Source organism: Arenibacter antarcticus, assembly GCF_041320605.1.
GTDB lineage: Bacteria > Bacteroidota > Bacteroidia > Flavobacteriales > Flavobacteriaceae > Arenibacter > Arenibacter antarcticus.
Window position 1 is genome coordinate 359,354 of sequence record NZ_CP166679.1, and the last position, 16,170, is coordinate 375,523.

A 16,170-nucleotide genomic window follows, 5' to 3' on the forward strand; every position below is an offset into this window, starting at 1 on the left:
AAACAATACTGTATTTAAAACACAGAATGACCTGGTAGCTCAGTTGGTAGAGCATCTCCCTTTTAAGGAGAGGGTCCTGGGTTCGAGCCCCAGCCCGGTCACAAAAAAAAAGTTAAGTTAGCGCTTAACTTTTTTTTATTTAAAGCAATTTGCAACTACTTAATTTCGGATCAATAACGGATCAAGTCGGCACTAAGTCGAGAGACTTAGCGCAGCGAGCAAACAATGTGTCATTGATGAATGGGAACGACACTAGACTTAGCGCAGCGAGTTTTCAACGAATCACACTAGCCGGAAGAAAAACAAAAAATAGCAAGCCATAGCTTGTTTTGGTTTCCATTCTTATACAGGATTACATTTTCCAGTGTAGGAAGTGAATCCGGCACTAAGCCGGCACAAAGTCGGCACTAAGTCTGGAGACTTAGCGCAGCGAGATATTTTTGCAAATAGTTGCGTTAACCAAAATAGGAAGAATTCTATATTCCTGACCCCTCTGAACTAGGCCCTTAAGGCTTTTATTTTAGCATCCCCCACTACTCAGACACCCCAATAGATGCCTGATATTGAGAAAGATAAAGCAAGTAAGTTAGCGAAAAACGAAATAAATATCATATATTTAAATAGTTAAAATTATCAAACGTAAAACTATTTTTCTTTTACTCCTCCAGTTTGATAAAATGTTCCCGAAAATAACTAATGGAGACACTATGCTACTCTAAATATCATTTAGAGATGAAATAGAGGACCCACTAAAAAATAGAATCAATGAAAAAATTGATCTTATTGCTGGCAATCTCAGCTTTCGGGTGTCAAAAGGACGAGCTGACCGCAAGACCGGGAGGCATAGGGACATTGCAATTTTCGATGGGTACACCAACCTTAAAGGCCAACACTACATCAAAGGTCCCATCCTGTAAGGATATAGACCCAACTGAAGTTTGGTACAACGTAACAAATTCACGGGGCGAAGACTACACCTATACCTCAACCTTAGAAAAGATAGGAAATAGGTATGTAAGCAATCCCAGTAATCCCATTTTGTTTGGAAACTACAGGGTAAACAATGTGTCATTGATGAATGGGAACGACACTATATTTGCGTTGCCAACGGTAGACGAACTACAACTATCCCCTTATTGGGACACAACGCTGCCTATAGACATAACGGTAGCCGGAACAGAAACGATAAACGGAACTGTATTTTGCTTTGACCAACATCCTGCACCCGATTTAGAAGGCTTGATAAATGGAGGCTTCGATCCCATGCGGGTACAATCTTTATGGTTTGCGGTGCTCGACCCCGAATGCATCCACCAAGTAACGGTGGAAGTAGATAGATATCGATACCCCGAAATATTCCTTTGGGGCGAATTATTGTATGAAGTAGTTGTTCCGTTGGATTATGATGAAATGTTTGTTAGGGCATATTTAGAGGGTGAGATTAATTCCATACAATTTGTACAGTACAATGCCGTGAACCCATACAACCCAGACGGGATTATGACCGAGGAAGATGTTGTGGTATTTGATTATGATTGCCCGTAATTAGCACGATATAAAGCCTCTAAAAGAACAGCACCTCAGCAGGAAATCGTCCGAAAATGTCGCAATTGGAGTAAGTCAAGTTGTTTTTTGCTGATTTTCAAAGCGGAGCTTTTACTAAAAAGATCCAGACAATTCAGTTAAGGTTTCGACAGCGCCTGTCTATCCGGTAGTAAACTCTACCAGATATTCCCCGTCATTAATTTTAAAATGATCTTAGATAAAGTAACGAAACCTTCGTCCACTGTGAAAATAACTTTCTTTATTCTTTCTTGAAAAAATATACAATAGCAGCCGGATTTCTAAGCTTCAGTAAGGGTAGGTTTTATAAACCTATTCCTATTTTAAACTCACTTTATAAATCACTCCTCGGGATTTTTTTTCACCTTCAGTAGAAATGTAGAGGCTTCCATCATCTCCAAAGGTAATACCTTCTGGCTGAGGAAATAGATGACGATCAAAAGGGTAAATGGCACTAATTTTACCACTAGGATCCATTACCATCAATTTTGGTCTAGTAGCCTCCAAAATATACATATCCCCTGTATCTGGATGAATGGCCATAGCCGATGGTCTAAACGTCTTAAATTTATTTTTTTGAAAGTACGGCTTAAGTGCTACGTCCTTAAGGTCTATTTTTAATATAGGTTCCGCAGCCATTTCATAGGTATCCAAGGAAAAGGCGTATATCCTTTTGTAGTTGTCCGATTTCAAATCCCGGTCTTTCGGCACCAGTAGCAGGCTATTGCGTTCCTTATCAAAGACCAAGGTTTCCATATTATTTTTACTTGAAAAAGCGGTCTTATAAACCACTACCTCAGGTCTTGGGCCCTTAAATTTCTTCACTTCAAATATTGCCCCATCGCTGCGCAGTACAAAGGCATCCTCACCGTAAACCGCCAACCCTTCATAATCTCCGAAATCACCAAATTTATACTCCTCTGTTACCCTATTTGTTTTTAGGTCATAGACATAAATGATTCCCACTTCATCCTGAACCGCTGCAATTTTATCGTTGGACAACCATGCAATAGCCGATATTTCCCGTAATTGGGGAGGAAGTTCCCATTTTTGCAATATTTCATAGGAGGTTTCTATGGGATCAGTTGACGTCCAATTTCTACTAAATCCCATAAATATTGCCAACAGCCCCAAAAGCAGTCCTACTACTGTCAATATTTTAATCGTCCCTATTTTTAATTGCTTCCCCATGTAGCCGCCATTAAAGTATATATTTCTAAGTGAAATTACCTTAAAATTAAGGATTAAATCAGAAAAATAGGTAAAACCATACCATCAATAAAACGTTGCGGTGTCTGACCAGCCAATAACACCAAAAGCTTACGCCCTTGCCAGCAAAGTACTGTATACGCAAACTTAAATTCACTCAATACCACCAAATTTGGTTCTTGAAACGAAACAAAATCGGTTCCTAAATACTTTATTTCATAATCCTAGTCAACTGATAATAACGCTTGTAGTGTTCTGGTATGGTATCTATCTTCAATAACGAACCTTCTTCCATATAGGGATAGATTTCATCATAGGTACGAACGTTATACATGCCAATTCTCTTACTGATATGCTCACGACTTAACTCGTAAGGACCATCTAAGCCAGCAGCTGCTATTAACTCCAAGAAACTATGAATGGTAGCCTCATGATAATTATATACCCTTGGGGCCTTATCCTCTACTACCAAACCTTTTGCCAAGGATTTATTCTGGGTGGCCACTCCTGTGGGGCAGGTATTTAAATTACATTGTAGTGCCTGTATGCAACCTACTGCCATCATCATGGCCCTAGCACTATTACAACCATCGGCCCCAAGGGCAATAGCACGCGCCATACTAAATCCTGTAATGATTTTTCCTGCAACAATCACCTTTATTTCCTTTCTAAGGGCAAACCCTACTAGGGTATCATGCACAAAGACGAGACCTTCCCTCAAAGGCATCCCCATACTGTTCGAGAACTCCACCGGAGCGGCACCAGTACCCCCTTCCCCACCATCTACGGTAATAAAGTCTGGGGTAATTCCTGTATAAACCATGGCCTCACAGAAATCCATAAATTCTTGTTTCCTACCAATACATAACTTAAATCCAATAGGTTTACCATCGGAAAGTTCACGTAATTTCTTAATGAAGTACATAAATTGAATCGGATCCGAAAAAGCACTATGAGCTGGAGGCGAATGAACTGCCATGTGAGGTTTTATATGTCTGATTCTGGCTATTTCCTCGGTGTTTTTAGCAGCAGGCAATATACCTCCATGACCAGGCTTGGCCCCTTGGGACAATTTAATCTCAATCATCTTCACCTGGGGCCGTAATGCACTTTCTCTAAAACTCTCTCCATTAAAGGTTCCATCATCATTCCTACACCCAAAATATCCAGTACCAATCTGCCAGATAAGATCTCCCTCGTGTTCCAAATGATAATCACTGATACCTCCCTCTCCAGTATTGTGCGCAAAATTCCCCATTTTCGCCCCTTTGTTCATGGCGAGGATCGCATTATTACTTAAGGATCCAAAACTCATGGCAGAAATATTCAACAAACTGGAAGAATAAGGCTGCTTACAGTCTTTTCCTCCGATCACTAATCTGGGGAACTCTCCAATTTCCTTAGGGTTATGTTTCGCATACATAGAATGTTCCATCCATTCATAACCTGCGTGGTACAGGTCCATTTGAGTACCGAAAGGTTCGGTATCGGTCTGCTTTTTCGCCCTCCTATAAATCAAGGACCGCAATATTCTATTCAACGGCCTTCCCTGTGTATCGGTTTCCACAAAATATTGCATGATTTCGGGTCGTATCGACTCCAGCATATATCTGAAACGGCCAATAAGTGGAAAATTTCGCCTAATGGTATGCTTTTTCTGGACAATATCAAAGATTCCCATAACAACCAAGGGACCGACTATCAGTAAAATCCATAAAATTGGGGGCCAAAATAGGGCAACGCCAGCAATAATAACAATCACGATCACTGAGATAATCATAAACCGTTCACGAACTTTCATAGGTATAATTTAAAAGTTATTAATTTAATCAAAACACTAGATATCAATATCCAAGCACCCTAAACATATTACAACCTAGTTTGCTGAATATATGGCATTATATAAAAACTCCATTAGCTGCTAATATTTCATCCAAGCCAACCTGTCTAAAGCACCTTTTGGAATTACCAACACCAGCCATATTTATCAATCCCTCAATTTTTAGGTTCCAAAAATCTTCAAGATTGCGACATCCATGGTATGCTGCCAAATTTTTTACAAATATCATATCTTTTTTGAAATCCTAAGAATTTTTAACCCACTATTATACATTTAAATACAATATATTGGAAACGCGCATACTTGGGTGATTATCCACAATCCAAATCCCTCAATAAAGTGGCTAAAATTCCGTTCCCTGAACCTCTAGCCTCATATATCATATCGATATTCCATGGCAGAAACACCTTTTGACTCTATCATTTTTAGAATCCCTTTACGCTCCTCCAAGCCTATAGGAAATCCCTCAATATTAGGTAAATGGGATATATATCCTTATCTTCATTTTTTGTAGAAAGTGTGATTCATTTTTCAACAACAAAGTGATTACCAGTATGATTTTCGACATTAAAAATTTTATTTTAAACCACCATTGCAATACAATTATGGGAGTTTATATTAACCTTTATTTTATGCCCGTTAAATCCAACAAAATGAAAATTATCTTCCCGAATTAACAAGCACCGACGAGTGTGCTTCCAATTATCCTATTAACTTTATTTAATTCCCTATTCCAGCAACCCAGTTGTTCGAAATGGTCTACTCGTTGCATAAAGTTACCTTACATTGGATAATCTTATTTCAACTATTTTCAATCATTAAATAATTCTATCGTGGCCAAAAAGATGAAAGAATCCAAAGCGGATGTAAAAGCTAAAAAACAAGATAAAATATTAAAAAAAATGGAAGACAAACAAATGAAAAAACGTAAATCCAGAGTCTAGCACTATTGGGAATATAATGCTTTTCATTTCGTTAGATCATTCTTTCAAAAGGTCCATGAATAAAATTTCATGGACCTTTTGTATTTTTTCAATTCTTAAATTCATTTGCTGGAACCCCAGTATACCCACAGTTGCGAATAACAAAGAGGGAGCCAGCCAACGGCTGCTGCTTTAATTCCTCTTCACTGAGCCCCTTCCTTGCCGATGTAATATATAGATCCTTAAAGGCGCTACCTCCAAAGGTACAAGAAGTAATATTTGATGCTGGGAGTTTAAAGGAAGTCAACTGTTCCCCTGTTATAGGATTCCACCTCGTCACCTGCCAGCCCCCCCAATGTGCAATCCACAGCATTCCCTCCCGATCAATGGTCATCCCATCGGGGAATCCCGCTTCTTTAGGGATATGGATGACGGTTCTTTTATTGGTAATAGTTCCATTTTCCGCTGCATAATCATAACGCACCACTTTTAAGGTAGGGGTATCTATATAGTAGAAGGCTTTTTCTGCCTTACTCCAAGCCAATCCATTGGAAATAGTGATATTATCTTCCATTTTTATCACGGACCTATCTTTATTAAACACATAAAGGCTCCCAGAAGCTTTATCTTCCGAGAGTGGCATGGTTCCTGCCCAAAATCGTCCTGAAGGATCACATTTTCCGTCGTTAAACCTATTTTCAGGCAAATGCTCTTCTGGATCTGCGATCATCTGAACATTCCCGCTTTTACAATCAATAATCCCAAATCCATTTTTCAGTGCCGCCACATAATTCCCATCGACACAGACCGCTATAGCTCCGATCATTTGATCTACTTTTATGGTATTCAACGAATTTCCTTCTGCATCCCATTCATGAATATGGCCATTTAAAATATCCACCCAACAGATAAGTCCTCTTGCCACATCCCAGACAGGCCCTTCTCCCAATTCACTTTTTTGGTCACATACAACCTCTACTGATCTCATTATTATTTATTTATGGTTGATTATTTAATTCTGGTAAGGCGATGGACTTAAGGAACTCCAACCACCATCTACGATAAGACTTTGACCTGTAATATGTTTAGCATTGTCCGATACCAAAAATAAAACTGCCTGCGCAATATCCTGCACATTTGCCGCTCTTCCCAAAGGGGTCAATCCTTGCCATGTTTCGGAATAGTTTTCTTCCTTAAGCGTACGTTCCGTGAGGGTAGCACCGGGTGCAACGGTATTGACATTTATTTTATAAGGTGATAATTCGATCACCAGGTTTTTCGCCAGCATTTCCAGTGCCGCTTTACTCATCCCATAAGCGGACAAATTTTTATGGGCCTGATGTGCGGTTACGGAAGACATAAACACGATTGCTCCTCCACTGCGCTGCTCTTTCATCTGGTTGGCTGCCGCCTGTGCCAAAAAGAAACTTCCACCCAAATTGACTTCCATTACTTTAAAAAAGGATTCTGCTGAATAGGTCAGAAAGTCTCCAAAATGGGTGATTCCAGCATTTGCAATAACGATATCCAATTTCCCATAGGTGCTTACCGCTATATCAACCATTTTTTGGATAATGGCCAAATCACTAGAATCTCCAACCACGGCAGTGCACTTTCCACTAGATTGGAGGGAAATAACAGTTTTTTCTGCCAATACGGTATCAATATCGTTCAAAACTACCATAGCACCATGAGTCAACAATTGCTTGCAGATTTCCAATCCTATACCTTGACCAGCCCCTGTTACAATGGCCACCTTATTCTTAAGATTCATACGCTTATATTTTAACTTAGTGGGAATCCCTAGGCACATTTGCCCCCGATTTTCCTTTTAAAAAATCCATATCAGCCCCCAAATGTGCTTGTTCTACATGGTTGATATATAAATTTACATATCCCCTATCCACTAATGGAGAAGACAATGTGATATTCCGTTTCCGCAATTCTAACTCTTCATCGGTAAGAGCTATGTTTAGGCTGCGTTCTTTTACATTTAGCGTAATGACATCCCCATTTTGAATAACCGAGAAGTTCCCTCCCATAGCAGCTTCTGGAGATACGTGTAGTACAACGGTACCAAAACCAGTTCCACTCATACGTCCATCTGAGATACGCACCATATCTCTAACCCCTTTTTCCAATAGCTTTTTAGGCAGTCCCATATTCCCCACTTCGGGCATCCCTGGATAGCCTTTAGGTCCTACATTTTTCAACACCAAAATGCTATTTGCATCAACTTGCAAGTCATCCGTATCTATTCTGGCCTTATAATCCTCGATATTCTCAAAGACCACGGCCTTTCCCGAATGCACCATTAAATGGGCACTGGCTGCTGAAGGCTTTATTACCGCTCCATTTTCGCAAACGTTCCCATGCAGCACTGCCAATCCTGTAGCATCATTAAAGGGACAATCAAAACTTCCTATTACATCCGTATCATAGTTCTCGGCATTTTTATAATTCTCTTCAATTGTTTTTCCATTTACGGTAATACATTCATTATGTAAGATACCCCTAAGTTCTTTGAGAACTGCTGGCAAACCACCGGCATAAAAAAGGTCTTCCATAAAATGTTTTCCGGACGGCTGAAGATTAGCAAGCAGGGGAATATTTTTTGACAGGCGATTAAAATCATCCAACTTAAGAGGCACCCCTACCCTTCCCGCAATGGCAAGAAGGTGGATTACAAAATTAGTAGACCCCCCAATAGCCGCATTTACTTTGATGGCATTTTCAAAAGCTTTAAGGGTCAAAATATCGGAAGGTTTTAGATCTTCTTTCACCATCTCCACAATCCTTTGTCCTGACAACTGAGCCAATACCTTTCTACGGGCATCTGCAGCAGGAATAGCCGCATTTTCAGGCAGGGTGATTCCCAAGGCTTCTACCATACAAGCCATAGAGGAGGCGGTGCCCATAACGGCGCAATGTCCATCGCTTCTACACATAGCCGCTTCAATATTCCGCAACTCCGAGGATTGCAACTTGCCCTCCCTAACATCGTCATGATAGCGCCAGACATCACTGGTACCAATATTTTTACCTCTGTATTTCCCCGTCAACATAGGACCTCCGGATACCACAATAGTGGGGATGTCCACACTACACGCTCCCATGACTAGGGAAGGGGTGGTCTTATCACATCCGCATAGCAATACTACCCCATCCAAGGGATTCGCCCTTATACTTTCTTCCACATCCATACTGGCCAAGTTTCTGTATAACATTGCGGTGGGTTTCATAAGGGTTTCTCCCAAAGACATTACGGGAAATTCTACCGGAAAGCCACCAGCCTGCAAAATTCCTTTTTTAACGGAGGCTGCCAGTTCCCTAAAATGACCGTTACAGGGCGTCAATTCAGACCAGGTGTTGCAAATACCGATTACCGGTTTCCCATTAAACTCAGAATCCGGAATTCCTTGGTTCTTCATCCAAGCACGGTAAATAAATCCGTCCTTACCACTACGGCCAAACCAATTACTGCTCCGGAGTTTTTTTTCACTGTTCTCTTCCATATCTATCGAGATTTTAGATCTATCTTATCTTGGAATAATACCCCAAGTGGATTACCAATTGAGGTGTTGCACCGATTAACATTTCTCCAAGATAATAAACTTTTTCATTAGGAATAGGAGATCAATTATTAAGCTTCCAAATTGTAGTCCACCTCAAAGAATAATTATTGCAGTAAAGGAAAGAATTTTCCCTGCATTTTTCCCCCTTTGGGAATCGCGGGAACACCTTGTAGCAGTTCATCATTGGTATTGCTTAAGGTACCATCAGCAAAAACGTTCAACACAAAGGCACGTCTGCTCCTTTCGGATTTGTTAGCATAGGAACCATGAACCATCAAAGGATGATGAAAAGTGGCATATCCTTTTTTTAATTCTATGGTTTCAGGATTAAAGGCTTTATTTTGTTCAGGAGAAAGAAATTGTTTTAATCCATCCATATCACCAGCCAGGGCAGGTTTTTGCAATAAACCCCATTTATGGCTCTTGGGGATATATTGCAGACATCCGTTAGCTACATTGGCATCATCTAATGCAGTCCAACAAGTAAGGTGTTGCATGGCCACGGTTCTGGTCCAATAGGAATAATCTTGATGCCAAGCCACTACGCCACCGTGTAAGGCAGGTTTACAGAATAATTGATCGTGCCAAAAACGAACTGGCTTATTCTCCAATAATTGATGAGCGGCCATTACAAAAGCAGGATTCCAGAGCACATCATGGAACCCTTTGGCAATTCGCCAATGCCCTAAGGAATGGAACAAAACGGAATTGGGATCTTCGGACTCATTACTGTGAAACTCATAGAACAAATGATGGGCTGGGTGTTTAGGGTCCATTAGCTGTGCTAACTCCCCCCTGAGTACATCTACTTGCCATTCTTCCAATAATTTAATTCCTGACACATATCCATACTCATTATAATGAGCAATCTGATTAGTGGTCAGCTTATACTGCTCCCATTCTTCTTCTCTATTGGGCCAATTAAATAGGTCCGAAACCAACTGATGGTAATCTGCAAGATCTTTTGCCGTAGTCATTGTGATTGGGTTTTATGGTTAAATACTACTTCCAACTCCACTTTTGGGTTTTTGTGGATTTTGTTTGCATTGTAAGTTCTAGGAATCCTTAGAGAATTTCCTTGCTAAAAATCCTCATTTCCTTATCGGCCAGAAGCGCTCCCAAATTAATATCTACCAAATTAATATGTCTAATGGTAGTTGTTTCAGATCGATGACAAAAAGTATTGATTAATTTTTTACTTATTCCCCTCAAGACTCTGAAACTGTCCATCTTCCTTTACCAACAAAATCTTTCCAGTAAATGGACTCTTAACCCAAATATTCCATCCTGATTTGTGTTTTTCCATACGTGGCATCAGAACACTGCCCAAAATCTCCTTAGGTTGTACAATACGTTTCTCGGCATCCTTCTCCTTGTGTAACACCGCTCTGTGAAGTGAATACAGATACCATTTAATATGATCGTCCTGAGGAATTGTGAACTCGGCCTTGCCTCCCGCTGGTTCAGAAGAGAAATAAACATAGCCCCAATGTTCGGGTTCATGCATATTAACAACGCCTTGCGGGGACCAAACCCAATTGTATTCTGGCATGTAGCTTCCTTTAGCGTCTTTTTTTCTTGAATAGCGGCCGTTGGTAATATCAAAATCCCAATTCACTCTTGAAAAATTTAGGCGCCAAAAATCGTTTTCTGGAATTTTACCATCCTTAGAAGCCTCTGTAATGACACTCCAAGGAAGGGCAATTTCTACCGTCCATCCTTCATCCGTATCAGAAGAATTATTAAGAGTCCCTCTAATGTCCACGGCGGACTTAATCCCCTGAATATCCCAACTATCTATGACCTTATTACCATTATTTCGGTAGGGTTTAGTAATAAAAAGATCCCACAGGGTGTTATGAGCATTCATTTCAAATTCATAATAATTATGGGTATCTCCATCAGGATTAATAAAGATTTCAAAATCGTTATTGTAAAATATAACCGTATCTCGTTGTTTTAAGGTCGCCCAAATATGGGGTTCCTCCATTTGGGCCAAAACATACAGATAGTTATTATCCCATAACATTTTCATTCGGGTTGTATAGGTAGGTGTCAATTCGCCCTCAATATCAATATAATCCTCAGACCATGGCGCTAGTTTCCACGCGTTTTCATCCATTTTCCCATCAATTACCATTACATCATTTGTATTATAAGCAATATAACTTCTTGGAATATTTTGGGCATTTATTGCGAAAATCCCTAAAAGGACGAACAAAAGGACCATCCACCATCCACTTTTATTTTTAACTAAATTCCTCATAACATAAATATTTTATATCCTTAAATATAGGCTACTCCAATAAGTATAGGCTACTCCAATAATTTATTATGCAATTAACAACAATATAGCCATTAGCGATTTACAAAAAACGATAAATACCTGATAAATTATCTCAAGACAAGCCCATGAGGCATCGGACAGAAACCACTGATAAAATTTTATCGCAAACGTCAGAACATTCAATCCTCACTTAGTGAGTAAACGGGAATTTCAAATGGGGCAAGTAACAATTTTAATCCCAAATGAACTATACTTTGCACAGTCCAACACTCCTATTCACAAAACTACAACTCCCTCCCTAATGCAATAATTGCCATACTAATATTTGAATCTCTATCTTTGCAAAAACATTTTTTAAAATGGAAGTAATCTTGCAGCCATGGCCGTGGTACATATCGGGCCCACTACTTGCGACCACCATGTTATTATTGGTCTATTTTGGAAAAACTTTTGGCATGTCGTCCAATCTCCGTACATTTTGCAGTATTGCAGGTGCGGGAAAATATTCCGATTACTTTAGGTTCAATTGGCGTGATCAGCGGTGGAACCTTACCGTAGTTCTTGGCGCTGTCATTGGTGGATTTTTAGCCACCCAATATCTTTCCGACGGCTCCACTATGGCCTTAAATCCAGAAACGGTTTCAGATTTATCGGAATTTGGATTTACTCAAATTGGGGAGACCTTACTACCTCCTGAAATCTTTAGTTGGGATTATGTATTATCTATAAAGGGTTTGTCTATTTTGATCATAGCGGGATTTTTAGTTGGTTTTGGCACTAGATATGCTGGGGGTTGTACCTCTGGACACGCCATTACAGGCTTAAGCAATCTCCAATTGCCCTCCTTGATAGCCGTTATCGGATTTTTTATTGGCGGACTCATTATGACCTTTTTTATTCTACCCCTAATATTCTAAAAATGAAATATCTAAAATTTTTATTGGTCGGCATCTTCTTTGGAATTGTACTGGTTAAATCTGAAGCCGTCTCTTGGTACAGGATTTTTGAAATGTTTAAATTTCAATCCTTCCACATGTATGGCATCATTGGGTCAGCAGTATCCTTGGGCATCTTATTTATATGGCTCTTTAAGAAATATAAAGTACAAAGCGTAGCGGGCAAGGAAATTAACCTACAGCCCAAAGACAAGGGGTTTACCCGCTATATACTTGGTGGCACCATTTTTGGCCTGGGTTGGGCCTTGGCAGGAGCATGTCCCGGACCAATGTATGTGTTAGTGGGCACTGGGGTATTCAGTATGCTCATTGTAATTGCTGCAGCGGTTTTAGGCACCTTTGCCTATGGAGTTCTAAAAAACAAATTACCACATTAACGGGAATAATTAGGAGGGATGGGGTTTTGACCTTTTTTAAGATTATTAAAACCCCTAAACTTCTACCCAATCCGTTAGAATTTAGGAAAGTTGCATAGAATAGCCTTGTCCATAAGATAAAAATGATGATTTTGACAATTGGATTCCTACATGATTTCGGCACTTAGCCCAGCTTGTAAAAGCATGGTACACTTAGGCTCCAAGTCTTTGTATTCACCTGTCTTAACAGTGCATTTTCCATTGTAATGCACAATTAAAGAACACTGCTCTGCCTGTTCTGGTGTGTGTTCACAAACACTGATCAGTGTATCAATAACATGGTCAAAAGTGTTGACCTCATCATTAAATAGCACTATTTCATTCTGATTAACCGTCTCTTCCTCCAAAAGTAATTCTTCCGAGACTTTTTCCCTGGTACTCATAGAATCAATTTTTATAACTATCTAAAATACGTATTTTACTGCAACCCAATTATTCTTTTCTAGATTATTTTCGAATTTCAGTCCTACTTCCTCGCACTTATTAGTGATTTGGGGAATATCCTGTACATAAAATCCGCTTAAAAACAACATCCCGTCCTTTGCTAGACATTTTACATAAGAAGGAATATCCTCTAAAAGGATGTTCCTGTTAATATTGGCTATGATAATATCATATTTCTGATCCACCAATAAGTCGGCCGTACCTTCATAAACCTTGATATGGCTACAATTGTTCCGCTCTACATTTTCTAGGGCATTTAGGTAGCACCAATTATCAATATCGATGGCATCAATGGTTTTAGCATCTTTCTTGGCAGCTAAAATGGCCAACACTCCGGTACCGCTCCCCATATCCAAGACCGATTTATCCTTAAAATCGTGATCCAAAATATGCTGCATCATCATATGGGTAGTTTCATGATGTCCAGTCCCAAAACTCATTTTAGGCTCAATAACAATATCGAATTGTACATCGGGCTTATCGTGAAAAGGGGCACGCACCACACACTTATCCCCTACTTGAATAGGATTAAAATTCTTTTCCCAAGTGGCGTTCCAGTTCTCCTGTTCAATCTCTACATAGTTGTGTACAATGGTAAACAAAGAATTCTCAAGAATAGCAAGACCTGTTAGGATTTCAGGATTCCACTCCTCCTTTTTTATATATGCCTGTACTCCCTCCTCGGTTTCCAAAAAGCTTTCAAAACCGCGTTCACCCAATTCGGCGATCAAAATATCCGATGCAGGCTGCAATGGTGTTACCGTAAAATTGTATTCTATATAAATGGAATTGGACATAGCAATATCTTAATGAATTTAGTTGTTCGGAATCTGGTTTTCTCCCTATCCGGGCATCAAATACAGAATTATTAAGGGCAAATGTAACTAGTGGTCCAAATAAAACCAATCCTACGGAAAGCTTAACCTCCGAACCGATTTGGCATTCACCTGGACCAATCTTCTTATATCACCCTAAACATATAATTCCTTTAAACTGACTATCTACTAAGCATAGCAGTCGGATGAGTTATAGATTATATGGCTTTGACGATCGCTATAAAATCGTCCGCTACTAATGCAGCTCCTCCAATTAATCCACCATCTACATCGGGCTTAGAAAAAATTTCTACCGCATTGCCAGGTTTCACACTACCACCATAGAGAATGGATACGTTGTTAGCCACATCTGCGTTTACCGCTTTGGTGATGGATGTACGTATAAAAGCGTGCATTTCCTGTGCTTGTTCCGCGGAGGCGGTTTCACCTGTTCCTATGGCCCAAACTGGCTCATAGGCTAAAATTATCTTACTCCAGGCCGAGGCTTCTAAATTGAACAAAGCATTTTTCAACTGACTTTCTACGATTGCAAAATGATTGTCGGATTTTCTGTCTGCCAGCTCTTCACCAAAACAGAACATAACCCTCATATTCTTGGCCAAGGCAGCCTTAACCTTTTTTGCGAGAATTTCATCGGTTTCCCCAAAATAGGCCCTTCTTTCGGAGTGCCCAATAATTACCGTATCTACTCCTATTCCCAATAACATATCAGCAGAAATCTCTCCTGTATAGGCACCGCTTTCGGCGAAGTGCATATTTTGGGCAATTACCTGTATAGCCGAGGCTTTCAAAGCTTGTTTAGCAGCGGTTAAGTTAACATAGGTAGGCGCTACCATTACTTCTGCCTTAGTATCCGGCATTTTAGCGGAAAGTTGGGCCAACAACGCTTCGGTTTCCACCAAGTTCATATTCATTTTCCAATTTCCAGCTACAATTTTACTTCTCATTTTCTTTCTAATTATGTTGGTATTCTATTTGTATGTTTATATCAGGAACAAAAATCTAATCAAACTTAAGTTTCTTCATATCATTATAATGCACTTTTTCCAGTATGGTACCTTTCTCTAGGACCAAAATTCCTGGATTGGACCTTACTATGGTTTTTAAGGTCGTTTCATCGGTAAAATAAAATTCGAAATTCAATCGATATTTATTTTTAATATCTTCAGTATACTCCGGTCCAGAAGCAGACACTCCAATTACTTTATACCCACTTTTAATTGCGCTATCCGACAAGGTTTTAATATCCCCAAAAACATTGAGGTTACTTTTTCTTAGGTCATAGGCCACTATCATTACCAACTTAGGCTCCTGTAAAAGGGTTACCGCAAAATCTTCTCCCTCTTGCTCTATGGTAAAATCGTGGATTGGCGGCTCGTACCCTTTCTGTACTTCCGTAGTTTCCACACCTATAAACTCTCCCTCAACAGTTGGGTAATCGCCCTGAGTTACTATTATTATTTCCTCCCCATCTACCTTAAATTTCCAGGCATAGTCAAAAATTGCCACCGGTGCATCTTCAGGAACATTCATTCCATCCTCTATATTGGCTCCAATTTTATAGGGCCTAAAATCTATTGCTGGCAAATGATGGAGCACGTGATATGCAAAGATAGCACATGCAAATAAAGTAATCCCTACAATAACTCTTTTTGCGCCATTCCTTAAAATAGGCCTAATGGTATTTACCCCAACTACTAAGATTATGATAAGCACCAATAATATCACGTCCTTGGTAAAGGACTCCCAAGGGGTAAGTTTAATAGCATCACCAAAACAGCCACAATCTGTAACTTTGTTAAAATAGGCCGAATAAAAGGTAAGGAAGGTGAAAAAAACAATCATCACCAACAGACTCCATATTGTAAATTTAATTCGGAATCCTACCAAGAGCATAACTCCCAGCAGCACTTCCAAGATAACCACGGCAATGGAAATCTCTAAGGCTATAGGTTCCAAAAATGGAAGATTTAAAACCCCACTACTAAAGTATTCTTCCAGTTTAAAGGAAAATCCAACGGGGTCGTTCAATTTTATAAATCCGCTGATGATAAATAACAACCCAACAACAGCTCGACTAAATCCTACTAAATATTTCATATCAATTTATAAATGCAACAT

Annotated in this window: 14 protein-coding genes and 1 tRNA gene; 4 read left to right on the plus strand and 11 right to left on the minus strand. The window is 39.6% G+C overall.

Annotation, left to right across the window (positions count from 1 at the left end; all coding sequences use genetic code 11):
* Nucleotides 1-28 precede the first annotated feature (28 nt).
* Together KCTC52924_RS01580 and KCTC52924_RS01585 are read left to right on the plus strand one after the other, a co-directional pair.
* A tRNA-Lys gene (locus tag KCTC52924_RS01580) sits at nucleotides 29-101 on the plus strand.
* Between the two features lie 664 nt (nucleotides 102-765).
* A complete protein-coding gene (locus tag KCTC52924_RS01585) occupies nucleotides 766-1,545 on the plus strand; it encodes a hypothetical protein (RefSeq protein ID WP_251809137.1) in 780 nt (259 codons plus the stop codon).
* Nucleotides 1,546-1,881: 336 nt separating this feature from the next.
* Here the strand turns inward: KCTC52924_RS01585 and KCTC52924_RS01590 are convergent, their stop codons facing one another.
* The 7 genes from KCTC52924_RS01590 to KCTC52924_RS01620 all read right to left on the minus strand — a co-directional run bounded on the left by KCTC52924_RS01590 (nucleotide 1,882) and on the right by KCTC52924_RS01620 (nucleotide 11,376).
* Complete coding sequence (locus KCTC52924_RS01590) at nucleotides 1,882-2,754, minus strand: SdiA-regulated domain-containing protein (RefSeq protein WP_251809138.1); 873 nt, start codon at nucleotides 2,752-2,754, stop codon at nucleotides 1,882-1,884.
* A 229-nt stretch (nucleotides 2,755-2,983) separates the two neighbouring features.
* Nucleotides 2,984-4,573 (minus strand): FMN-binding glutamate synthase family protein, encoded by a 1,590-nt coding sequence (locus KCTC52924_RS01595; RefSeq protein ID WP_251809139.1) that lies wholly within the window; start codon nucleotides 4,571-4,573, stop codon nucleotides 2,984-2,986.
* 1,071 nt (nucleotides 4,574-5,644) lie between these two features.
* Nucleotides 5,645-6,523, minus strand: coding sequence for an SMP-30/gluconolactonase/LRE family protein (locus KCTC52924_RS01600; protein ID WP_251809140.1), 879 nt, complete (start codon nucleotides 6,521-6,523; stop codon nucleotides 5,645-5,647).
* Nucleotides 6,524-6,547: 24 nt separating this feature from the next.
* A complete protein-coding gene (locus KCTC52924_RS01605) occupies nucleotides 6,548-7,309 on the minus strand; it encodes an SDR family NAD(P)-dependent oxidoreductase (protein ID WP_251809141.1) in 762 nt (253 codons plus the stop codon).
* Nucleotides 7,310-7,325: 16 nt separating this feature from the next.
* Nucleotides 7,326-9,050 carry an IlvD/Edd family dehydratase gene (locus tag KCTC52924_RS01610; RefSeq protein WP_251809142.1) on the minus strand — a complete coding sequence of 575 codons (1,725 nt, stop codon included), beginning with the start codon at nucleotides 9,048-9,050 and terminating at the stop codon, nucleotides 7,326-7,328.
* Nucleotides 9,051-9,214: 164 nt separating this feature from the next.
* Entirely contained in the window at nucleotides 9,215-10,087 is an 873-nt protein-coding gene (locus KCTC52924_RS01615; protein WP_251809143.1) for a phytanoyl-CoA dioxygenase family protein, read from the minus strand.
* Nucleotides 10,088-10,305: 218 nt separating this feature from the next.
* Entirely contained in the window at nucleotides 10,306-11,376 is a 1,071-nt protein-coding gene (locus KCTC52924_RS01620) for a carbohydrate-binding family 9-like protein (RefSeq protein ID WP_251809144.1), read from the minus strand.
* A 380-nt stretch (nucleotides 11,377-11,756) separates the two neighbouring features.
* On the opposite strand from KCTC52924_RS01620, the gene KCTC52924_RS01625 reads away from it, so the two are divergent.
* Nucleotides 11,757-12,314: a YeeE/YedE family protein gene (locus KCTC52924_RS01625; RefSeq protein ID WP_251809145.1), complete on the plus strand. Its 558-nt coding sequence runs from the start codon at nucleotides 11,757-11,759 to the stop codon at nucleotides 12,312-12,314.
* A 2-nt stretch (nucleotides 12,315-12,316) separates the two neighbouring features.
* Nucleotides 12,317-12,730, plus strand: a complete 414-nt coding sequence (locus KCTC52924_RS01630; protein WP_251809146.1) for a DUF6691 family protein — start codon at nucleotides 12,317-12,319, stop codon at nucleotides 12,728-12,730.
* A gap of 146 nt (nucleotides 12,731-12,876) precedes the next feature.
* Here KCTC52924_RS01630 and KCTC52924_RS01635 read toward each other — a convergent pair whose 3' ends face one another.
* The 4 genes from KCTC52924_RS01635 to KCTC52924_RS01650 all read right to left on the minus strand — a co-directional run bounded on the left by KCTC52924_RS01635 (nucleotide 12,877) and on the right by KCTC52924_RS01650 (nucleotide 16,149).
* On the minus strand, nucleotides 12,877-13,152 hold the full coding sequence (locus KCTC52924_RS01635; RefSeq protein ID WP_251809147.1) for an ATP-dependent Clp protease adaptor ClpS: 276 nt from the start codon (nucleotides 13,150-13,152) through the stop codon (nucleotides 12,877-12,879).
* Between the two features lie 21 nt (nucleotides 13,153-13,173).
* Complete coding sequence (prmA, locus tag KCTC52924_RS01640; RefSeq protein ID WP_251809148.1) at nucleotides 13,174-14,010, minus strand: 50S ribosomal protein L11 methyltransferase; 837 nt, start codon at nucleotides 14,008-14,010, stop codon at nucleotides 13,174-13,176.
* A gap of 236 nt (nucleotides 14,011-14,246) precedes the next feature.
* Nucleotides 14,247-14,996, minus strand: a complete 750-nt coding sequence (gene tpiA / locus KCTC52924_RS01645; protein ID WP_251809149.1) for a triose-phosphate isomerase — start codon at nucleotides 14,994-14,996, stop codon at nucleotides 14,247-14,249.
* Nucleotides 14,997-15,051: 55 nt separating this feature from the next.
* Nucleotides 15,052-16,149: a BT_3928 family protein gene (locus KCTC52924_RS01650; RefSeq protein ID WP_251809150.1), complete on the minus strand. Its 1,098-nt coding sequence runs from the start codon at nucleotides 16,147-16,149 to the stop codon at nucleotides 15,052-15,054.
* Nucleotides 16,150-16,170: the final 21 nt, after the last annotated feature.